Consider the following 22,444-nt stretch of genomic DNA (forward strand, 5'->3'; position numbering starts at 1 on the left):
GCACAAGGAGGTCACCGGCAACGTGCTAGTCAACGTCCCTGGACGTGACAAGCCCACCCCGGTCCCCTTCAAGATCATCGTCGCCCCGGCAGAGCCGAAGTTAGCCTATGAGGACACTCCCATCAACGCAGGCGAAACCGCCAAGGTGACACCGAATGGTGTAGACGGGTATAAGCCTCTCGATGGCACCACCTTCGAGCTGCCCAAAAATGCTCCCGAGGGCGTGACTATCAACCCGAAGACCGGCGAAATCTCTTACACGGCTCCTAAGGACAGCCCGCACAAGGAGGTCACCGGCAACGTGCTAGTCAACGTCCCTGGACGTGACAAGCCCACCCCGGTCCCCTTCAAGATCACCGTTGCCCCGGCAACTCCGAAACTGTCCTACCCGGACGGAAAGGTTGAAACCGGAAAGAGCATCGAAACCCCGATCACTACCCCGGACGGTTACAAGTTCCCGACCGGAACCACCTTCACCATCGACGGAAAGACCCCCGACGGTCTGACCATCGACCCGAAGACTGGCAAGATCACCTACAATGTTCCTGAAGGACACCAACCCGGTGACGTTACTGGCAAGGTCAAGGTGACCATCCCCGGCACCGACAACCCGATCGAAGTCCCCTTCAAGATCACGGTCACCCCGGTCCCGACTCAGCCTTCTTACCCGACGGCTACCGGCACCCCGGGCGCGTCTGTTGATCTGAAGCTGCAGCCTGGCGATCAGCCGTTGCCACAGGGAACCACCTTCACAAAAGAATCCGGCCCCGACTACGTTACGGTTACCCCTGATGGGACTGTGACGGTGAAGGTTCCGGACAGTGCTAATGGCGGTGAAACCATCCAGGGCACTGTGGAGATCACCTACCCGGATGGCACCACGAAGAAGGTACCTTACCTAGTGCGTGTTGAGAAGGAGGAAGGCCCAGCTGCTGACGACTCTAAGCCGCAGCCGCCGACCACCCAGGATAGTGACCACACGGTACCCGACACTGGTGATACCACCAACCCTGACCAGGACAAGCCAGCTCCGGCAGACCAGGACAAGCCAGCTCCGGCAGACCAGGACAAGCCAGCTCCGGCAGATACCGGTAAACCAGCCACCCCGGCGGATCAGGGCAAGCAGGTCGCCGGTGGCAAGGGGCACAAGGTGACCAAGACTGTCACCAAGGCAGTGCAGGATGAGGGTGCTAAGAAGCAGGCTCCGACTACTTTGTCGCACACGGGTACCGTTGCAGGTACCGCTTCTTTGCTAGGTATCATCCTGGCGGCTGTTGGCGCCGCTGGCGTTGCATTCCGTCGCAGGAAGAACAACGACTAGCACACTAGGCTAATTGCCACATAGGCGAGGGCGTGGATTCTTTCCCGCCCTCGCCCTCTTTTTAGGCCCCTACCCGGGCGGGCGCTAGGCTTGGGGCATCAACCTTTGGAGGGCGTAGTGCCAACTTTTCGCGACTTGTTCGATCTGCTTGCAGCCCAGGTGCGGGCGGGCACGTGGTGGCCTGCGCAGTTCCGGTTTGAGATCATCGCGGGAGCGATTTTGACGCAGAATACTGCGTGGGCGAATGTGCGCAGGGCGCTCGATAATTTGCGGGAAGCAGACCTACTGGACGCCCGAAAGGTCGTTCAGCTGCCGGCCGAGGAGCTGGCTGAGCTCATCCGACCGGCCGGCTACTACAACACCAAGTCGAAGTATTTGCAAACGGTGAGCGACTGGTTCCTGCGCCGCGACCAGGACGCCGTCCACCTTCCCACTGCCGCTTTGCGCGCGGAACTGCTCGATTTGCGCGGGGTGGGTGCCGAGACTGCGGACGATATTTTGCTCTACGCCTACAGGCGTGGGGTGTTTATTTACGACCTGTATGCTCGTCGGCTGCTAGCTGCTGCCGGTATGGGCCAGTTCAAGTCTTATGAGACGGCTAAGCGGGCGTTAGACCCTAAGGTTGGTGAGGCCAACTTTACGGTCCGGGAGCTCGCCCTCTTCCACGGCCTGGTTGTCGATGCGGGCAAGATCGCGCGCAAAGTGGGCGGATGGGCCGACGCCTATCCCTTACTGGTGAAGGGAAATTTTCCGACCCCCTAGACAGACCACCCAGATGCCTAGCCGCCCCGCTGCCCGCCGCACCACCCCCTTCTCACGGGTCTCTAATATCAGTGTGATATGACTGGCTCGTTCCCTCCTTCAAGGTTGTTTGGGGTTGTGGGCGCGCAATTTGGTAGCGCTCCCCATGCTGCATGACTGTTTTGAATCTGCTTTGTGAGGTCTTAGCACACCCGCTCTTATGGAGGCTCGGCCTCGACATCTGTCGAAGCTACCGGCCGTTAGCACCGCCTGCTCTCGGCCTTGTCTACAGGAAGTGATTTTTATGCGTTCGGAATCGAAGCGTTCTTTCCGAGTTGGTGTGTTTGCTGTGCCCTGGCTGGCGCTTGTGACGATGCTGGCGGTTTCGCTGGTGGGAGCCGACATTTTGCTGCGCGGCCTCGATTTTACGACTTCGTTCATTCTGGACAATTTTGGGTGGCTGTTTAACTGGAACACGTTTATTGCGGTCATTCTGATCGTGTATTTGGCGTTTTCGCCGCTTGGGTCGAAGAAAGTGGGTGGGGATCTTGCCCGCCCGGTAATGAAGTTCCGTTCGCTGGTGTGGATTACGCTTTGCACTACCATTGCGGCGGGTATTTTATTTTGGGCGTGCGCGGAACCGCTCTACCACCTCCACCAGCCTCCCGCCCAGGCAGGTGGGGCCGAAAATTCTCCGGCGGCGATGCTGTTTGCGATGAAGGCGATGTTCCTGGAATGGACGTGGTCCCCCTACGCCCTGTACACGGTGGCGACGGTCAGCTTCGCGTTTGCCTTCCACAACATGCGTCTGCCGCATTCGCTTTCGTCGGGTTTGGTGCCGATTTTTGGCGAGGGCGTGCTGCGCTTTTCGGGCGTGATCGATGCGGTGTGCCTGACTGCATTGGGTTTAGGCATGGCTGCGTCTTTGGGTACGGGTGCCCTGTCGATTGCGGGCGGTATTGAGAACCAGTTTGGGATCGAGTCGGGTCCGGTGTCGTGGGCGATCATAATTTTTGCGATTGTGTTGTGTTTCGTCATTTCGTCGGTGTCGGGCGTGATGAGGGGTATCCGTAAGCTGTCGGAGCTGAACATGAAGGTGTACCTGGTCATTTTTGCTTTTGTGCTGATTTTTGGGCCGACCGCCTACATTTTCTCGATGGGCACCGAATCCTTGGGCGCTTTCTTCGCAGATTTCCCGAAGATGTCGCTAGCGATGGGGACTGCTCACGGTGAGGATTGGAATAAGACGTGGCCGATCTTCTACTGGTGTAACTGGTTGGCGTGGACACCAATTACGGCCACTTTCCTGGCCTCTATTGCGAAGGGGTTCACGTTCCGCCGGTTGATCGTGGCGAACTTTATTTTGCCGTCCCTATTCTCGTCGGTGTGGATGGCGATCTTTTCGTCCTCGGCAATCTACTTTGACAAAAATGGGGTGAACTTGTGGGAGGCCATGCAGGACATGGGCCCCGAATCGGTGGTTTACGGCATTTTCGAGCAGATGCCCCTAGCCGTCATCGTCATCCCCGTCTACCTGTTCATCGTGTTTATTTCGTTCGTGACGGCCTCGGATTCGAACACGACGGCGGTGGCGGACATTTGCATGCCTACCTATAGGAAGACTCCTGCGAGCAAGCACCTCTTGAAGGTGGTTTGGGGGGCCACCGTAGGGGCCGTCACCTGGATCGTGATTAGTTTCGGCGGCATTGACGGGATCAAGATGGCGTCCAACCTGGGCGGCTTCCCCAACCTGTTCCTGTTCATTGGGTTGGGAAGCGGCGTCGCCTACGTTTCACGCCAACCCGAAAGGTTCTACAACTACTTTTCGGGGCAGCGCCCCAGCCTAATCCGCGATATCAAGTACCGCCTTTCCGAACGGAAGCAACAGCGCGAGGATGAGGAAGAGGGCAAAGAAGAGGGCAAGGACGAGATGCGGGAGGTTTCTGACAGTCCCGCCCTATAGACTGAAAATGTTTAGCTTCAGAAGGAGACAAGATGGCCCAGTCCGTTCCCACCTGCGAGGAAGGTATTCCTACGATTGATGGCTTTCGGCCCGCTGTACTTGCCGTGATGAGTGACGGTGCTGCCCGGAAGGTTCGCGATATTAGGGAAGCGGCTGCGGATTATCTTGGACTCACTGATGAGCAGAGACGAAAGTTGATCCCTACGGGGCAACCGATATACCGAAATCGGGCATCGTGGGCTTGTTCGTCTTTTGTGAAGGCGGGCCTTCTTTCTAGGCCGTCTAAGGGCGTTTATGTGATTACCGAGGACGGCAAGGTGGTTGCTAACAGGCAGCTCGCAGAGTACAGCGAAGCTGATATGTGCGAGTGGCCTATGTGGCAGCAGTATCAAAGTGAGATTGCGCAGCGGCGTGGGCACACCTTGCCCAGTGCCCAGCAGATTAGCGCGGATCAGGTAGATGAGGATCCTCAGATTCGGATCGACCAGCTAGTTAGGGATGTTAACGCCGAGGTCGAAACGGAACTGCGGCAGATGCTTTTTGATTCTTCTCCGGAGTTTTTTGAGAAAGCCGTGATCGAGCTGCTGTGGGCCATGGGCTACGGCGGCCATAGTGGCACTAAGGAGCATTTGGGCAAAAGTGGCGATGGGGGCGTCGATGGGGTTATTCGCCAGGATCCGCTTGGGCTGCAAAACGTTTACGTTCAAGCTAAGCGGTATGCCCAGACCAATCCGGTTGGCCGCGGTCCTATCCATGAGTTCGCCGGCGTTATGGCTAGCAAGGCGGCTGACCGCGGGGTTTTTATTACGTCTTCTACGTTCACCAAGGCGGCCCTGGAAGCGGCCAAGTATATGCGCTCAAACATTGTCCTGATTGACGGTATCCAGCTCACGTCCCTGATGCTCGCTTATGGGGTGGGCGTGGAAAAATCCCAGACCGTCACCCTGTACCGGGTGGATCAGGATTTCTTTGCCGAGGAGTAGGCAAACCGCCAGCCATTTTGTGTCCCGTATCTATACTGTACCCTGGCGCCATTTGCCGGGGGCGACCGCTAAACTTAGAACACTGGTGTTCAGCAGGTGTGTCTCGCAAGGGAGGGCGATGTCCGATTCAGGCTACGAGCTCGGTTTCACTTCGGGCACGCTCATGCTTGCCGGCTACCGTGAAGCCGCCGAGCTATTCCTTGAAGGCCTCCCGCAAACCCAGGTTAGTAAGCGACTTTTTGCCGAAAATCTGGTGCGTATCGAGGGCGGAAACCACCGCCGCGCAATGGCTTCTCTTACTGCCTCCCGCCTGGCCCCGCTAGGCAGACCGGCCTGGCAGTATTTGGCGTCTGGCCTGCAGGGGGCCGAATTCCTAATGTGGCTGTCTCTTTGCTTGCGCTCCCGGCTAACGGCCGATTTTGCTCGCGAAGTGTTGCGCGATCATGCACTAATCCAGGCGAGCGCCACTACCGACCAGGATTTTTTGGAGTTTTGGAAGCAGAAGGCGCTCTGGCACCCCCATTTGCAGGGCCGCAGCGATAAGTCAATAAATAAAGTTCGCCAGTTTGTGTTCACGCAGGCGCGCAAGGCGGGTTTTTTGGACAGGCACAACGTTCCGCAAGAGGTTTTTATCCCCACCCAGGTTGCGCAAATAATCGTGGCCGCCAAAAGCAGGTGGGGTTGGCCTATGCGTGAGGCGTTTCCGGTGCCCCCGCAACAGTTTGAATTACTTCCCGATGATCAGGTAGGTGCGTGATGTCAAAGCAGTCTCATACGGCATCTTTTAGGCGCTCCCAACAGTATCCGCCTTCGCTACAAGAAACGTTAGATATTGCTCTGAGGGTGATGACCTCTAAGCGGTTTTTGAATAGGGAGGGTCTTGGTAACGAGGTCCCCTACTACGTGTTGCGTTATCGCATCGAGTGGGATCGTTCCTTCGACCAGAGTCTGCGGCAGATGCTTTCGCACCTGAACGAGTCGGTGCCAACCTTGCACATTGACGTCTACCAGTTGGCTATTCAGATATGGCGCGACTGCGGCTACTGGGATCAGATTTTGGCTCAGGAGGCCGGCATGGACAGGCAGGATTTTGCCGATGGGCTGGCGCAAATCTTGGATGCTGAGCGGGTGCTTGCCCCGGCTATCGCCGAAAGAATCCAGGCGGCCCCCGATTCGCGGGTGGTGATCCTTTCTGGCGTGCACCACCTGTTCCCCATCATGCGCGCTCACCGGCTACTCAATTGTTTGCAGCCGCTCACGGGGGATGTGCCCGTGGTGCTTACTTTCCCTGGCTCTTACCGTCAGTCGCCTACGGTGGGTTCGGCCCTAGTCTTGTTTGACCAGGTTAGTGAAGACAACTATTACCGCGCTTTTGATCTTTTGGACCAGCAGTACGCATTGGAAACTATCAAGGATGAATCATGAAGCTAGCTGAAATGTATGCGAAGGACATTAACCGCACTATTGACGGGGTAATTAAGGCTAGCGAGGACGAGCACGTGCGGCTCGAGGTCGAAGAGTACGTGTTCACTGCCGAGATCAAGAATGGTCTTTCCCGTATTTTGGAGCAGTACACTAGCCCCCACCCTAAGTCGAATGGCGTGTGGATTTCGGGATTTTTTGGTTCTGGTAAGTCGCACCTGCTCAAGATGACGTCGTTCTTGTTGGGGGATGTGCAGGGGTCTTCGTCTGTGAGCCGGGATTTTGTGGCCGAACAGTTTTTGCAGAAAGCCTCCCAGGATGCCTTCTTGCAGGCTTCGCTGAAGAAGGCGGCGGCGATCCCGGCCACGTCCCTGCTGTTCAATATTGATGCGAAGGATGATAAGGCGCAGTCTTCGAAGAACCTGGCGCTGCTGGGGGTGTTTTATCGCGAGTTCTACCGCGCCTGCGGCTATTACGACCGCGATTTGGCGGTGGCCCGCCTGGAGCGGGATTTGGATTCGCTGCACAAGCTGGCCCAGTTCAAGGAGGCTTTCACCCAGGTGTCGGGTGGGAAGCGGTGGGAGGATGCCCGTAAGGCGGCCCTGTTTGCGAATGGGGATGCCGAGGCTGCGCTCGCGCAGATTGGCTCCCCTATTACTAACCCGATTAAGACTTATCGCGACAATTTGGCTTTGTCTGCTGAGGGGTTTGCCGAAGAGGTGCGTGATTGGATCGACCGGCAGGGTCCCACTTACCGGTTGAATTTCTTTATTGACGAGGTCGGCCAGTACATTGGCACGGACACGAAGCTGATGCTCTCGCTGCAGACGGTTACCGAGGAGTTGTTCTCGAAGTGTCAGGGGCGCTCGTCGGTGTTTGTCACTTCGCAGGAGCAGCTGTCTTCGGTCCTTGGCGAGCTAGCTGACAGGCGCGGGGATGATTTTTCGAAGATTCAGGGCCGTTTCGACACGCAGGTTAACCTGTCTACTCAGGAGGTCGAGGAGGTTGTTTCGAAGCGTCTGCTCACTAAAACGGACCAGGCCTCCGCTGCTCTGCGTCAGGTTTACGATGCCCACCAGGCCGAGTTTGAGTCTGCTTTTAGCTTCCCGAATTGGGAGAAGACGTATCGCAACTACCCCACTGCCGCCTCGTTTGTTGACACTTACCCGTTTGTGAACTATCAGTTCGACATGTTTACCCAAACTATGATTGGCCTGTCTTCTGCGGGCGCGTTCACGGGCCGGCATTCTTCGGTGGGGGCTCGTTCGCTGTTGGGTGTTGCCCAGCAGATTGCGAAGGACATCCAGAACAAGCAGGTGGGGGTGCTGGCCTCCTTTGACCAGTTCTACGATGGCATGGACCAGTCGCTGAATTCGGACATCAAGCTGAACGTGCAGCGGGCGGTGGCGCAGTTTCGGGACAGTAACCCGTTGGCGATTCGGGTGCTCAAGACGTTGTTGTTGGTGCGGTATGTGCAGAATTTCCCGAAGGATCCGAAGAATTTGCGCGTACTGCTTCGCCGCGATTTAGACGAGGACGTAGCTCAGCTTGAGGCCGACATTGAGGAGGCGCTCAAGCAGCTTGAGAGGCAGGTGCTGGTCCAGCGCATGCCCAATGGCACCTACGAGTATCTGACGAATGAGGAGCAGGATATTAAGCGCGAGATCGATAGTATGCCGGTCTCTAATTCCCAGGTGTGGGATTACGTGAAGAGCGCGATCGTGTCTGCGCTTGGCAGCGACGCTACGAAGTACCGTTACCCGGATTCGAAGATGGACTTGAACGTTGGCATGTTCGTTGACGATACGCAGGTCGGTGGTGAGCAGCAGATTGCTATCCGCTATTACACTCCGAACGCGGGTGTGGATGAGGGCATTGTGGCGCAGCGGTCTGTGGGCTCGCAGAAGGACTTGTTCGTCCTATTAGACCTGCAGGTTGATCATTACACCGAGATCGAGACTTGGCATAAGACTAATGATTATTTGCGCCGCAATTCGACTTCTGCCCAGGGCAGCGCTTCTAGGTTTATTGTCGAGCACAAGGCGAATAATGCCGAACGCAACGCTTCGCTGCAAAAGGATATTGCCGATTCGATCAGGAACGCTCGTTTCTTCGTAAATGGGTTAGAGGTCTCGCCTTCTTCTAGGGGTAATGCGAAGGATGCGGTTAGGACTGCGTTGGGTCGGGTGGTGGCCACGGTCTACAACCGGATTGGCGAGGTGAAGCCTTTCCTGTCTTGGACGGAGTCGAATATTGGGCTCGCCTTGCAAGATGACGAGGGCGGCATTTTTACCAGCCCCGAGGTGGCTACGCTGTCTAGCTTAGCTAACGAGGTAGCCCAGTGGATTAACACCACCAGGCAGCGCGAGGGCAAATCTACTTATGTTTCGGACGCTGTGGAGCACTATCACGGTGCCCCGTGCGGGTGGCCGGCGGCGGTAACCTTGGCGATTATTGCTAGGGGCGTGCGCGATAACAAGTTGGAGGTGTCCCACAATCAGGCGCCGGTGCCGCGCACGCAGTTGGCGCAGCTGCTGGCAACGCGCAGCGAGCATAAGTCGCTGCTGGTGGAGCAGAAGAAGACCTACGACCGCTCCCAAGTTGCCCGTCTGTTAACGGTTGCCAACGATCTGACTAACGCGTGGCCGCAGATGCAGCAGGCGGCGGAGGCTCCCAAAGAGGTTACTAAGTACGCCTACAAGGTGATTGAGGAGATGCGGCAGGTAGCCGAAAGCGATTTTGCTTTTGCCGCCCAGGCAGATCAGGTGATTGGGGCTTTCGAGCCCTTCTCTGTTACCCATAACGTCGACTTCTTCATGGACGGGCAGAACATGGCCAGCCTAGAAGAATTGTTGGATGTGAAAGAGGATTTCGTTGAGCCGGTCGGCGAGTTCTTCAGGAAGCATCTTCCGCTGGCCGAAAAGGCTAGGCAGTTGGCCCTCTCTCCAGAGAATTACGATCTGCCTGGGGCAGATGCGCAGCTGCCGGGCCAAATTCAGGCTCTGCTTGAAAGCCCCAACTTGTACAACCTGGTGCCGAAGCTGAAGGCGGCCACCGAGGACTTGGAGCGCGCCCAGCGGGCCCTTGCGGAAGAACAGCACCGGCTGATCGAGGCCGAATTGGCCCATGCGGTCGAGGGCGTGCAGGCCTCCCAGCAGTGGCAGCAGGCTAGTGAGGCCTCGCGCGAGCGGGTAGGTAATGCTATTGCTGAGTTTGAGAAGTTGGTTGCCAGCTCTGCTAATTCGGCCCAGCTGTCTAGTTTGCAGCTGAAGTTGAATGCGGCTAAGACTAGTTGGGTCAACGAGCTGATGCGCGTAAGTCCCGTGCCTGCCCCTGCAGCTGCTGCCCAGGGCGACGCGGCTGCGTCCCCTGCTGCGGAGCCTGCCCGGCAGCCGGCACAGCCGAAGCAGCCCAGGGCGAAGAGCATTTCTTCTTTCCTTGGTTCTTCTTCGCTGGCTACGATCAGTTCTACCCAGGAACTGGATGAGTATTTGGGCCAGCTGCGGGTCCAGTTGGCAGATTTTATTGACGATGGTGGGGTTGTGACGCTGTGAGTGTTTTGTCCTTAGAATCTTTGGCTACTTCTGCCCGGACTAGTTTGACCGACCAGGTGGCTGTGCGCCTGTCTAGCCTGCTTGCCAGCCCAGACACGGACGCGCATGTGCGCACCTCGCTGACAAATGCGATCACCGGGTTTGGCCAAGATGGGGTGGTAGAGCGGGCCGCCTATTCGTGGTTCAACCGGCTGACTGCCGCCCGGTTCATGGATGCGCACGCCTATTCGGGCACCTACCAGGTGGTGACTCCCCCGCCAGGATCCAACCAGCCAGAATGTCTGGTGCAGGCCAGGCAGGGCAGCTTCGACTACAAGATTGATCCGCAGGTGCAGTCGCAGGTAACAGACCTGCTGCTGGCCGGTAAAGACCGGCAGGCTTACGTCACCTTACTGACTGCTTACTTCCAGCTGTGGTCTAAGGCCATGCCCGCGGTATTCCCGCATGCGAATAGTTGGGTGAACTATTTGGCCCCTGGCGATCTTTTGTCAGCTACTTCCGTGCGCTTGGATATTGTGCAGGCGATGGACCAGGATGCCTGCAAGGATGTGGAAGTTATTGGCTGGTTGTACCAGTACTACATTTCGCAGGTAAAGGCCGAAATTAACGACTCAAAGAAGAAGATTACCGCTAAGGAGCTAGCCCCTGTCACCCAGCTGTTTACCCCACACTGGATCGTGCGGTATTTGGTTGAGAACACGGTGGGCAAGCAGTGGCTGCGCGCCCACCCCTCTTCCCCTTTGCGCGAGCAGATGGAGTATTTGGTCCCCTCCGCCCAGGGGCAAGAAGATGCCGGGTTGGCCATTGGGGATCCTACCGAGTTCCGAATTGTTGATCCTGCTTGCGGTTCTGCGCACATGCTGACGTACACGTTCGACCTGCTGTGGCAGATGTACGTCGAGGCCGGCTATTCTTCCTCCAAGATCGCCAATTTGATTTTCACCCACAACCTGACGGGTATCGAGATTGACCGCCGCGCGGTACAGTTGGCTTCTTTCGCCTTGGCCATGAAGGCACAGGAGCACGACAGACGCTACTTGGAACGCTCCGGGGTGGCCAGCCCAAACATTGTGCATATCCGCTCGGTGGCGATCCCGCCCATCTCCCCCGAGCAATACCAGCGCATTTGCGACCAGCTAGCCGGCAGCGCCGAGCAGCTGCCTTCCCTAAAGGAGCTAAACAAGCTGATCGACCAGCTGGGCGAGGCCTCCACCTTCGGCTCCCTAATTCAACCCCCCGCCGGAGCGTACGAAGTACTGCAACAGCTGACCAACGTTGCCGATCCAGCACTTATGGGCACCGACCCTGACGAGCTAGCAGCAGCCGCAACAATAGTTAAAGCCCTGCATAACAGCCAGTACACCGCCGTGGTAGCTAATCCCCCGTACCTAGGGAGCAAACATCATTCTCCGTTATTGAAGAAATTTCTCGGTAAAAAGTACACTGCACACAAGGCAGATCTCATTACGTGTTTTATGACCAGAGGCCGAACTCTAGTTCAAGACGCTGGCGCTTGGGGAATGCTTACGCTAAATAACTGGATGTTCTTGAGTTCGTTTGAAAATTCAAGAAAACAATTGCTTAACGAGAACACGATTTCCACTTTTAAATGCTCGGCAGAGGCATATGTGGTGTCGCTATGGATTTTTGCGTTTTTACGTGTATCAACACGCCTCCCTCTGAAAGAACAGAAATACAATTCATCCATCTTGCAGATCGTGCTGAAACTCCCTCGGACGAAATGCGTACCGGAAGATTTTTCGATGCGCTAAAAGGAAAAAACCGCGATCGCGTATACCAAAAAAGAGTAGATGACCTCGAGGCAATTCCTGGCTCGCCGATTGTGTATTGGCTCCCCGACGCACTCCTGGACGCGTTCCGCAATGGCACCCCACTAGGAGAGATAGCTTCCCCCAGGCAGGGACTGGCAACCGCGGACAACGACAGGTTCCTTCGCCTGTGGTGGGAGGTAGGCCAGGCCAACTCCTACCTGCACGCCAAAGACAAGCAGGACGCCATAGACTCGGGAAAGAAATGGTTCCCCCACAACAAGGGCGGATCATTCCGCAAATGGTACGGCAACCAGGACTACGTAGTTAACTGGGAAAATGACGGCGAAGAAATTATAAACTTTGTCGACGAAGCCGGAGAACAAAGGTCCCGTCCACAAAATACAGAGTTCTACTTCAAACCATGCATTTCCTGGAGCGATGTATCTTCCGGAACAATAGCCTTCAGAGCATATCCTGAAGGTTATGTTTTCGACGCCGCAGGCCCATCTATTTTCCCTGACAGGGAAGAGCAACTAACGTTGATTTCATTCCTTAATTCAGGTGTAGCTTCCGAATTGCTAACTGCTTTTTCTTCCGGGCTACACTTCAGCGTCGGACACGTATCGAAAGTGCCAATCCCAAAGGAATCAATACCTAATACCAAGATTATCGATGAGCTAATATCCCTGTTCAAATCTGATTTGATGGAAACCGAAACAGCCAATTCATTTTCTGCGAATCTATCGCATATCCATCAGGATCTATCGAGAACCTTCGAGATAGACTTCCAGAGAGCTATCGAAAACACTAATTACGCAAGATTACTCGAGTTACAAAACAATAATCATTGGGCGAATGTCGTAGGAATTGAGAGACCCGAAGAATCGCTTTCTCTGAACCAAGTCTCCCTACTCCAGAATCCTTATTTTGCTTTTGCGCCTGAAAAGGGGCAGACGCGCTCGGAGGAGGAATATAGGTGGTTGTTCTTCCAGCGAGCGGCGCAGGAGCTAATCTCGTACATCATCGGGCTGTGGTTTGGCCGCTACTCGCTGGACAAGCCGGGACTGATCCTGGCTGACCAGGGGGCAAGCCTGCAGGATTACCTGGCCCAGGTGCCAGAGCCGACGCTTATTCCGGATGACGATGGGATCATTCCCTTCACCGACGGCTATTTCGCCGACGACGCGCTGCTGCGCGTGCAGGAAGCCATCAAGGCGATATATGGGGAGGAGAACTTGGAAGAGAACCTGGCCTTCCTGGTGCAGTGTTTGAACGTGAAGAGCTCGGGCAAGAAGAGTGAATTCACCGCGCCCACCCTCCCCACTAACTACCGGGAGGGGCTATTTAAGTACCTGGACAAGGAGTTCCTCAAAACCCACGAGGCGATGTATTCCAACCGGCCGATCTACTGGATGTTCCAATCCCCAAAGGGCTATTTCAAGGCGCTTATCTACCAGCACAGGTACACCGCCGCCACCGCGGGCCAGGTGCTCGCCAAGTATGCGGTCCCCTACCGCAATGCGCTCACCACCGAGGTAAAAGACCTGCAGGCCCAGCTGGACTCCGCTGCCAGGTCGCAGCAGGCCGCCCTCAGGAAACGCCTCAAATGGGTGGAAACCGCCCTGGCAGACGTAACCGCCTACATTGACGACTCGCTCTACCCCCTCTCCATCCGAAAGGTCAGCATCGACCTGGATGACGGGGTGCGAGTCAACTACAACAAGGTTGCCTACGGAATCAGCGGCAACAGGGAACAGCTGAAAAAGAGCGCTCTGCGCCCTCAAAAAGGCTTTAGCGACTGGTACAAAAAGCGCAAAAAAGCTGGAACCCAATTCTGGCAGGAGTAGCAATGAGTGGAACAAACCTAGACCAACTAGCAGGCGCCCTGCGGGACAAACTCATCTACTCGCGCATCGTGTCCTGGCTAGACCTGGCCGGCGAATACGCCGAAATCATCGAGCAGATGGAAACCCTACTGGGCGTGCCCATCATCGTAGTGGACGGCAACGAATTCTCGGTCAAAATCCGCGTCCTAGCCGACCATCCAAAAGAGAAGTTTGTGCTGTACCGGAAAGGCGAACTACCCCCGGTAGAAGACGACTGGCTAGCAGACATCCGGCTGGGGTACGCCACGTTCCGCGCCGACTCCATCACGCTACAGGCAACCGAGCTGGGGCTGACCGCGGACGAACTGGTGGCCACCATGCGCGCTCACGCGGGCTTCTTCAACTCGCGCGACCGCGTAACCAAGCTGCGCTCGCGCCTGCGCGACAGCGTCGATTCAAAGACCCTGCTGGCAATGATGACCTCCACCCTGTTGGGCACTGCCGACCACTCGTTCTCGCACCTATTCGCCGAGCTGGCATCCAGCGCAGCCCCACCCGCCGGCGAAGAACCGGCCGAAGGAAAATTCCCGCTGCTCAAATACGGCCTCGACGACTTCTTCTGGGATGGGGCCGCCAAAATCTGGAACTACGACGGCCAGAAGGACCTGCCCGCCCTGGTGCTGTGGCTGTTCCTGCAAGAACAAAACAACTGGCCCGAAAGTGCAAACGCGAACGCGCGCGCGGACTTTAGGAGCTGGTTTAACGCCCTGCCCAACCAGCAGGCGGTCCAGGCGTGGGCGGCGTACGCGGCCGAAAAGCTCAGTTCGTTACAACAGCTGTCGGCCCGGCCGGCAGGTGAGCTCCTGCAAAACAAGACGGTTCCGGGGGTAGACGAGCTGCTGGTGCGCCAGCTGGCAGACGAGCTGGTTGCTGGCTCCACCAATGCGGAAGCGGTCCGCAAGGTTGCCGCCGAAAGGCAAAACACCATCTGGTATGAGCGCTCGCGAAATACCTGGAAAGCTCTGCTGAGCGGGGCCGAATGCTTGACGCTGATCCGCACTATGGGCAAGCCCCTGTTCGCCGACGCGGCAGACGGGTTCTTCCAGTACACGGATAGGTGGTGGAAGATCGACCAGGCCTACCGGCAGTTCCTGTACTTTGCTGCCGGCACCGGCGGGGACAGCCCCATAGCAGTGCTGAAACAGCAGGTAGAGACCGCTTACACCTACGACTACCAGCAGCCGCTAGCCCACGAATGGGACGGGGCAATCCGGCAGCTGGGCGGGTGGAAGATCCCGGCTCGGGGAAGCGAGTCAGCCCCGTCCAGGCAGGATCGGTTTGTGGCGCTCAATGCTCGCTCGGGCAGGCGCACCATCGTGATCATTTCGGACGCGCTGCGCTTCGAAGTGGGCAAAGAACTAGAAGAAAAACTGAACCGGCAGGGCCGATTCACGGCCCAAACCGAACCCTGGTACACCCTGCTGCCCTCAGTTACCAAGTTGGGAATGGCGGCGCTGCTACCGCACGGGCAACTGGAATTTACCGAAAAGTCGGAGGTGCGCCTAGACGGCGCCTCGGCCGAGGGCACTGAGCGACGCGACCAGATCCTGGCTGACGCTTTTGCGGGGCGGGCCGGGGCGCTCACCTTCGAGGATGCCAGGTCAATGAACCGGGACCAGATTCGCGACTATGTGCGCGAGCGGGACGTGGTGTACATCTACCACAACGAAATTGATGCCATTGGGGATTCGGGCAGTTCCGAAATGGACACGCCCGGGGCCTGCCAGCGCACCCTGGAGGCGCTTTGCCGGCTCTGCACGCAGTGGGCAAACTACGCCAACACTGCCCGCATCATTATTACTGCCGACCACGGCTTCCTGTACCAGGAGCGGGCGCTCGAAGACAACGACACTGTGCTGCAGGGGCAGGTGCCCGCCGGCAAGCAGATGGTGGGCAAGATGAAAAGGCGCTACGCCCTCGGCAAGAACCTGCAGACCGACGACAACTGGACGGCCTTCACCGCGGAGCAAATCGGCTTGGCGGGCGGCTTGGACGTGGCCGTACCGAGAGGGCTGCGCCGACACCGCGTGAGTGGGAAGGGACGCCAGTTCGTGCACGGGGGTGCTTCCCTGCAAGAAATCACGATCCCAGTTATCACGGTGACCGTGGGCCGGCAGAATAAGACAGAAGACGCGCGGATCGAACTGCACTACTCGCAAACTGCGATCACCACCCCGGCTATCTCCGCTCGCCTGGTGCAAAAGGACCCGGTAGGTGGAAAGACCGCGCCCTTTACCGCCCAGATTGGCCTGTACGCCCAAGACGGGGCGCTGCTATCTGACCTGGTGACTGTAGAGGTGAATTCGCCCTCGCAAAGCCAAGAGCAACGCAACCGAAACGTGCAGTTGGCCCTAACGGCCGAGGCGAACGCACACAACAACCAAGACGTTTACATCAGAGCGCATAAGCTGGTAAACGGAAACCAGGTAGCGGCGGTGGCCGAACACAAGGTGCGCTTGTTGCGCAGTGGATTTAATGCCTTTGGAGGATTCGACATATGAGCGAACGCAACCAGCTAGAAGCAAAGGCAGCCGAATACTTTCCCGGCTACATAGTGCGCAAAGACCTGGTGCAACAGGTCAAAGGCAACGCGGTTGTGCCCACCTACGTGCTGGAGTTTCTGCTCGCCCAGTACTGCGCAAGCACCAATGAGGCCGAGATCGCTGCGGGCGTGGAATCGGTGCGCAAGATCCTAGCGAAACACTACGTGAACCGCGGCGAATCGGAACTGATCAAGTCGCGCATTCGCGAGCAGCGCGGATACCGGATAATCGACAAGGTCTCTGTGAGCCTGGACGAACGCAAAGACAGGTATGTGGCCGCCTTCGAGAACCTGGGGGTACGCGACGCGCTAGTATCTGACCAGACCGTGCAGGGCAACGACCGGCTACTTACCGGCGGCGTCTGGTGCATGGCCGACATAACCTACACGGCAGACGTAGCGGTTGGGGGCAAACCTAAAGAGGGGCCGTGGACGGTAACCAACCTGAATGCGATCCAGCTGCCGTTCTTTGACCGGGATGGGTATGTGGCCGCGCGGGAGCAGTTTGACACTGCAGAGTGGATCGACCTGCTAATCGCCTCGATCGGGTTCAACCCGGAAAAGCTCAGCCGGCGCGCAAAACTGTTGCAGCTTACCAGGCTAATCCCCTACGTTGAGCGCAACTACAACCTGGTCGAGTTAGGGCCAAAAGGTACGGGCAAATCGCACATCTATTCGGAGCTTTCCCCGCACGGCATGCTAGTTTCGGGTGGCGAGGTGACGCTGGCGAAACTATTCATCAACAACACCACCAGGCAGATTGGGCTGGTCGGTTTTTGGGACGTGGTGGCCTTCGACGAGTTCGCCGGCAAGAAAAAGGTAAAGCAAAACCTGGTGGACACGATGAAGAACTACCTGGCGAACAAGTCGTTCTCACGAGGGGATTCGCCGGTGACCGCGGAAGCGTCCATGGTGTTCGTAGGCAACACGTCGAACACCGTGCCCGCCATGTTGGCCAACTCGGACCTGTTTGAGTCTCTCCCGGAGGCCTACCACGACACCGCCTATATGGATCGCATCCACTACTACATTCCCGGCTGGGAAGTGGACGTGATCCGGCCCGAACTGTTCAACCGCGGTTACGGGTTTGTGGTCGACTACTTGGCCGAAGCTCTGCGGGCGTTTAGGGCCGAAGACTATTCGGGGCGTTTTGCGCAATATTTTGATTTGGACAGGGAAATGTCTACGCGCGACCGGGACGCGGTGCGCAAGACCTTCTCGGGGCTGATGAAACTGGTGCACCCCAGCGGGCAGGCGAGCGAGCACGAGGTTGAGGACCTGCTGCGGTACGCGATCGAAGGGCGCAGGCGCGTAAAAGAACAGATCCTGCGCCTGGATGCGACCATGCGCGAGTCAGGGCTGCACTTCTCGTATGCGCCGGCCTCGGGCGGGAATCCGCGCGAGGTGGTCACCCAGGAAGAGCTAGACTACCCGGAGCTATTTGGCCGCGACGCGCAGGACGGGCTGGCCGAGGCGGCGAGCGGCGAGGCAGCTAGCGGCGAGCGAGCAAAGCCGGCTGCGGCTGAATCGGCAAAGGTGGCCGCGACCGGGCCGGCTAAGGTTGAAGGCGCTGGCCCAGCAAGTTGCGCCGGCAGTGCCGGGAACGGCGGTAGTGGCAAACAGGCGGCTGCGGGCCCTAGGGAGCGCCGGCTTGAGGTGCCCGAGAATAAGCTGGGGGTCAGTTTGCAGCGGCTGCTAGTGGACTACCTAGTGGGAGCCGCGAAGGTGGAAATTGTTGACCCGTACGTTCGCATGCCCTACCAGGTAGAAAACCTATACGAAGTTCTAGCAACTATTTTGGCGGTCAAACCCCGTGGAGAGACTGTCGATGTCAAGCTACTTACTGGCTGCGACAGGGAGCATTTGGAGTGGGTCGATAATCAGCGGGACATGCTGGAACAGCTGCAGAACAATTTCGCTAAATACGGGCTGAATTTCAGCTTCGAGATTGGCAAGGCTGGCCACGACCGCAAAATAACCACCGACACCGGGTGGAGCATCGACTTGGGGCGCGGGCTGGACATCTACCAGCCGTGGACGTCGGATGGCGCCTTCGACCCGCGCCGACGCGTAACCCACTACCGCCGGACCAAAGCATTCACCTTCACCGCCAGCAGGCAGGAGCGTGAGAACTAGGTTTCAGGCCTTTGCCCACTCCGAGGCAGACCTACTTGAACATGTCCCAGAGGCTGAATGTGGTGCGCCTGTAGGTCGAATTCTTGATTGACCGCTTTGGGCTCTTCAGGAACCCCATCCCCTTCCGGCCGTACCCGGGGATAATGGCCCGTTTCAACGCCCTCTTCGCACGTCCAGTCGTGCGCGCCTTAATAGAACGGGTCAAAGATGGCGTACGCATACCGAACTTCATACCACCCATGCTAGTCCTGCCCTCTGTAATACGTGGCGTCCCCTGCATAAATCTACCTGTTCTGCCAATACCCGGATGAACCCATCAAATACACGTTTCCTTCTATGACACTTCCAGGCGTAGGGGCAGGCTTAATGTCATAAGGGAGTGCAACATTCAAATCCAGCCCACAGTCGACTAGACACTTCCACCACTTCTGATTCGTCAGCGTGTTTGTGCACAGCTCAGCCCGTTCAACTATCCCCTGGAAGAAGGTCGAAGGGTTAGCATCCTTTGGTTCAGCACTGCCGTCAACCAACGCGAAAAGCCACGGGCTAGTAATGAACAATGGATCTAATTCTGTGCTGCCATCCGGGTTATCCAAGCGCTGCGACTTTCGATTCTTCCTCCAGTCAGCAACCGTCGGATAAACATCGACCTCTATAGCAGTGGAAATCTAATCTACACTAGCGGCCGTCAAGAACAGCGGCCCGCCCTCGGCCTATTTGAATGCGACCCTGCGCAGGTAGTCGTTCAGTTCGGCGCGCCAAATATCCCACGAGTGAATACCCGGCTGGTCAAACTCGACCACACGCGCCCCCGCCCGGCGGAAAGAATCAGCGCGCAACAGCGAATTCTTCCCAATCGAAACCAAATAATCTTGCAGTCCAGCCCCAGTGTGGATAGCGCCTTTGAGCTGGCCAATAGCGCGGCGGTCAGCCTCGGCAAAATCGGTGGTGAGCGTGCCCGCACTCCACAGGCCGTAATAATCAAAGACCCCCGGATGCTTCGTGAGCAGCTCAATGCCACGCGCCCCGCCCAGCGAGAGGCCGCCAAATGCGCGCAGGCTCGGATCGTCGGAAGCATTGAAATTCGCCTGCACGTACGGGATGACGTTTTCGACCATATCCTTCGCGTAAGCGCTAGAGACGATCAGCGAGTCGGCGCCCAGATGGTTAAAGTTGGTGGCCACAAGAATAGTGGGCTCTGCCTTACCATCTGCAATCGCATTTTCCAAAATGTAGGGGGCGGCCCCCTGCGTGAACCAGTCAGTGTCATTACCGCCCACCCCATGGCTCAAGTAGAGGACGGGGTAAGGCTTGGCGCGGTTAGGATCGTAGCCCTTGGGCAGGTAGATCGACAGCGGGTGGGACCCCGCCGGCGACATTGAATAAGAGGTCTTATAGCTGGCGTGGACGAACCTGCCCATCTGCTCCGCGGGGCGCGGACGCTGGTAGGCATTGTTATAGGTTGGGTACTTTGGGTTTTGCGGCACGTAAACCTGCGACATGTTCTGCCTAGAGAAACTGGGCAGGTCAGCACTGACGTTCAGATTGGCCGGATCGGGGTGGCGCTTACACGTGTTCGCGTCCGCATCCAACTGCGAGCAGCCGTGCCCAAAAGCGTAACTAAACGTTCCCGAAGGTAAGGGCACTTTCAGTTCCCATATGCCGCCTGCCACCTTGTTCATTTCCAGGATCTTCCACGGTGCAGCAGGCACGTCCCCCTTCTTCCACAGCGCCGGGATTCGCCCGTCGCCGCCACCTAATGTTTTGATGGAACCAGGCTGAGAAAACGTCCACTCGCCGTACAACTGCACCGACTTGACGCCCTCGGGCGCCTTGTACCGGAACGTCACCTCGTAACCGGTAGGGCCACGGTCCGTCTTAGTCACCGTAGGCCCCAACTTGGCCACCTCCGTCTGAGCAGCCGGGGAAGACTGGCCGGACTGGCCCTCGGCGGCCCCGCCCTCGGCCGCGAGCGCTACGGATGCGAAACCGGCGGAAAGGGAAAGGCTCATGAGCGATGCCGCCCCTAGGGTGGCGATCTTTTTTACCGTGTGGATTGAGCGTAGACGTGCCATGGGTGTGCTCCTTCGCAAGGTGGCCGGCTTGGGTCCACCCTAACGACATGCTAAAGCCCCTGCAATTGTAAGGCTTGCGCTCGCTGGAACTGAGGGCTGCAAAACACAAGATGCTGGCAGGGCCTGCTTGGTGTTTAAGCCGGGGGCTACTTTTGTCTTCCAGGCAGGTGTGGGACCGGCAGTTCGGGTGGGGACAACCGAGTGTCCCACCGGGACGAGGCTAGCTTGCGTTCGCTGTGGGTAATCAGTTCGAAAAGGCCCTGATGCCACCATCCCCGCGAGCGCGCGGAAGCAGACGTAGGACCGATAATCCCAGCTTGCTCCAACTCAGAACAAGCCTTACGGGCACTTTGCCTACTGAGATCGAGCCTTTCCTGTACCAATTCGACAGTAAAAATTGGCATCTGAGGCAAACTATCCAAAAGGCGGATAGGGGCTGAATCCGCCCTCGGCGAGTTCTTATGCTCCGCAGCGTAATAGTCTAAGTACTGCTGTTTCCACCCTTTAACCAGTTCGTCCAGTTCCCTTTGTAACGACTTAGTGTTGTCTATAGCGATCTCTACGGCATCTAGAAACGCCCGCAGCCAGGTGTTTACCCCCTGACCGCCCGCGTGTTCGCCCTCACGAAAAGACATGAGTCCTTTCGCGTAAGCTTCGGACTGGGTTTGTAAAACCACCGAAATAGGCAACGGCCCAAGCAACAGCCCCCTGCGCGCAAGTACTACATGGATCAGTATGCGCCCAAGCCGTCCATTGCCGTCAGCGAAGGGGTGAATACTCTCGAACTGAGCATGAACGAGCGCGGCCTGAATGAGCGCACCATGGGTGGCGCCATCGATGTATTCAGTCAAATCTTCTAACAGTGGTTGAACATATTCCGGCGGCGGGGGCACATATTCCGCATCCAGCGGATGGTATTTGTCGCCTCCTAGCCAGTTTTGTGTCTGCCTTAAACCACATATCTCTTTGCGATCGACAATTGTCTGCTGGATACGCTCCAAGTCCGCTAAAGTCGTTTCCTCGGAAGCAGCCAAGGAATTTACCGCGTCTTCATGTGCCTTAATATTTCGAACAACGTCGTACGCCGTACCACTACCTTCCCCGGCCTCCCCCAGGTTCAGGGCTAGTTCCGCCTGCGCTAGTTTCTTCGCTGAGGTCTGCAACCCCTCGATTTTCGAAGAGGCTACTGCCTCCCGCCTAACTAGCAACCTAGCTATACTCTCGAGGCCGCTGGCGATCTTCGTTGGGAAAGCAGCATTGATGCGACGTTCCAGCCGGCCGGCGCGCTTAGCAACATCTGCAGCAATCGGGACGCCTTCGCACAGCTTTTGTGGGATATAGGCTCGGTAGGGGCCGGACGAGCGGCCGTGTTTGGAATGCGCGTTCGGGTTCGACTCCCAAAACCGCTCTTCGAATCGCCCCAATTTAGCCCCCTTATTTTGCTGCGCGCAAGGGCTACCAGCCCCCGTGAAGATAAAAATTATCTTATGCACCAGCCGCGAAACGCGCAAGGATAATATTTATCTTCACCTCTCGAGGGGGGGTTGCGTGAAGATAAGTTTCATCTTCGCCTTCCCGGCAGATCGGGGTGAAGATAAAACTTATCTACGCATGCCGGTAGGGCGCGCCTGCAGCCAATACCCCGCAGGCCAAATCGACAGCACATCAAATGGTCGAGGGCACATCAAAATGCGTACCGTTTGATGTGCCCTGGACGCAATAATGTGCCCTCGGCGCGAAACACTGCACCCGCCTTGCCCCGGCCTAGAGCTTCGCCGCATCAACTGACAACTTGTCTTTGCGAGTTAGCCCCAGTCGATCGGTTTTCACTAGACCCCTACCCGCTTCTGCTTCCAAAGCGTTACGTTACAACGCTGCTTATTCCCTCAAGCATAGGATCTAGTGGACCAGTCGCGCTAGGCTAGTGCCGCCGCAGCGGCTAGCTTTTCAAAGCAGCCTTCCGCACTAGCTGAGCTGCAAACCGCAGATGCGGTCAGTGTTCACCTCGATCTCGGCGCCCCCATTCTCAGCTTCAAACTGTATGGGGCC

General features: G+C 57.2%; 15 protein-coding genes. 11 read left to right on the forward strand and 4 right to left on the reverse strand.

Annotated elements, in window-relative coordinates:
- The 11 genes from AC1EKG_RS08485 to brxL all read left to right on the forward strand — a co-directional run.
- Positions 1 to 1,321 (forward strand): Rib/alpha-like domain-containing protein (locus tag AC1EKG_RS08485; protein ID WP_481067822.1); only part of this gene is annotated, 1,321 nt, incomplete at its 5' end.
- A 117-nt stretch (positions 1,322 to 1,438) separates the two neighbouring features.
- Positions 1,439 to 2,083: an endonuclease III domain-containing protein gene (locus tag AC1EKG_RS08490; RefSeq protein ID WP_481067823.1), complete on the forward strand. Its 645-nt coding sequence runs from the start codon at positions 1,439 to 1,441 to the stop codon at positions 2,081 to 2,083.
- 283 nt (positions 2,084 to 2,366) lie between these two features.
- On the forward strand, positions 2,367 to 4,025 hold the full coding sequence (locus tag AC1EKG_RS08495) for a BCCT family transporter (protein ID WP_004808456.1): 1,659 nt from the start codon (positions 2,367 to 2,369) through the stop codon (positions 4,023 to 4,025).
- 32 nt (positions 4,026 to 4,057) lie between these two features.
- A complete protein-coding gene (locus AC1EKG_RS08500) occupies positions 4,058 to 5,008 on the forward strand; it encodes a restriction endonuclease (RefSeq protein WP_004808453.1) in 951 nt (316 codons plus the stop codon).
- Positions 5,009 to 5,126: 118 nt separating this feature from the next.
- Entirely contained in the window at positions 5,127 to 5,765 is a 639-nt protein-coding gene (locus AC1EKG_RS08505) for a BrxA family protein (RefSeq protein WP_004808452.1), read from the forward strand.
- On the forward strand, positions 5,765 to 6,433 hold the full coding sequence (locus tag AC1EKG_RS08510) for a DUF1788 domain-containing protein (protein ID WP_004808450.1): 669 nt from the start codon (positions 5,765 to 5,767) through the stop codon (positions 6,431 to 6,433). The genes AC1EKG_RS08505 and AC1EKG_RS08510 overlap by 1 nt, the downstream gene beginning before the upstream one ends.
- On the forward strand, positions 6,430 to 9,984 hold the full coding sequence (brxC, locus tag AC1EKG_RS08515) for a BREX system P-loop protein BrxC (protein WP_004808447.1): 3,555 nt from the start codon (positions 6,430 to 6,432) through the stop codon (positions 9,982 to 9,984). The genes AC1EKG_RS08510 and brxC overlap by 4 nt, the downstream gene beginning before the upstream one ends.
- Complete coding sequence (gene pglX / locus AC1EKG_RS08520; protein ID WP_004808445.1) at positions 9,981 to 11,756, forward strand: BREX-1 system adenine-specific DNA-methyltransferase PglX; 1,776 nt, start codon at positions 9,981 to 9,983, stop codon at positions 11,754 to 11,756. The genes brxC and pglX (AC1EKG_RS08520) overlap by 4 nt, the downstream gene beginning before the upstream one ends.
- Positions 11,678 to 13,603, forward strand: coding sequence for a BREX-1 system adenine-specific DNA-methyltransferase PglX (gene pglX / locus AC1EKG_RS08525; protein ID WP_257876675.1), 1,926 nt, complete (start codon positions 11,678 to 11,680; stop codon positions 13,601 to 13,603). The genes pglX (AC1EKG_RS08520) and pglX (AC1EKG_RS08525) overlap by 79 nt, the downstream gene beginning before the upstream one ends.
- Positions 13,604 to 13,605: 2 nt before the next feature.
- Positions 13,606 to 16,143 (forward strand): BREX-1 system phosphatase PglZ type A, encoded by a 2,538-nt coding sequence (gene pglZ / locus AC1EKG_RS08530; RefSeq protein WP_481067824.1) that lies wholly within the window; start codon positions 13,606 to 13,608, stop codon positions 16,141 to 16,143.
- Complete coding sequence (brxL, locus tag AC1EKG_RS08535; protein ID WP_004808432.1) at positions 16,140 to 18,320, forward strand: BREX system Lon protease-like protein BrxL; 2,181 nt, start codon at positions 16,140 to 16,142, stop codon at positions 18,318 to 18,320. The genes pglZ and brxL overlap by 4 nt, the downstream gene beginning before the upstream one ends.
- A 31-nt stretch (positions 18,321 to 18,351) precedes the next feature.
- Here brxL and AC1EKG_RS08540 read toward each other — a convergent pair whose 3' ends face one another.
- From AC1EKG_RS08540 to AC1EKG_RS08555, 4 genes are all read right to left on the reverse strand, one after another.
- The gene (locus AC1EKG_RS08540) at positions 18,352 to 18,552 is read right to left on the reverse strand and encodes a hypothetical protein (RefSeq protein WP_040315538.1); all 201 of its coding nucleotides are present in this window, start codon (positions 18,550 to 18,552) and stop codon (positions 18,352 to 18,354) included.
- Between the two features lie 52 nt (positions 18,553 to 18,604).
- Positions 18,605 to 18,880 carry a hypothetical protein gene (locus tag AC1EKG_RS08545; protein WP_141740498.1) on the reverse strand — a complete coding sequence of 92 codons (276 nt, stop codon included), beginning with the start codon at positions 18,878 to 18,880 and terminating at the stop codon, positions 18,605 to 18,607.
- Positions 18,881 to 19,033: 153 nt separating this feature from the next.
- Entirely contained in the window at positions 19,034 to 20,395 is a 1,362-nt protein-coding gene (locus AC1EKG_RS08550) for an alpha/beta hydrolase-fold protein (RefSeq protein ID WP_004808429.1), read from the reverse strand.
- 146 nt (positions 20,396 to 20,541) lie between these two features.
- Entirely contained in the window at positions 20,542 to 21,819 is a 1,278-nt protein-coding gene (locus tag AC1EKG_RS08555) for a Fic family protein (protein WP_004808427.1), read from the reverse strand.
- Between the last annotated feature and the right edge of the window lie 625 nt (positions 21,820 to 22,444).

This window comes from Winkia sp. C0117E2 (assembly GCF_056590455.1).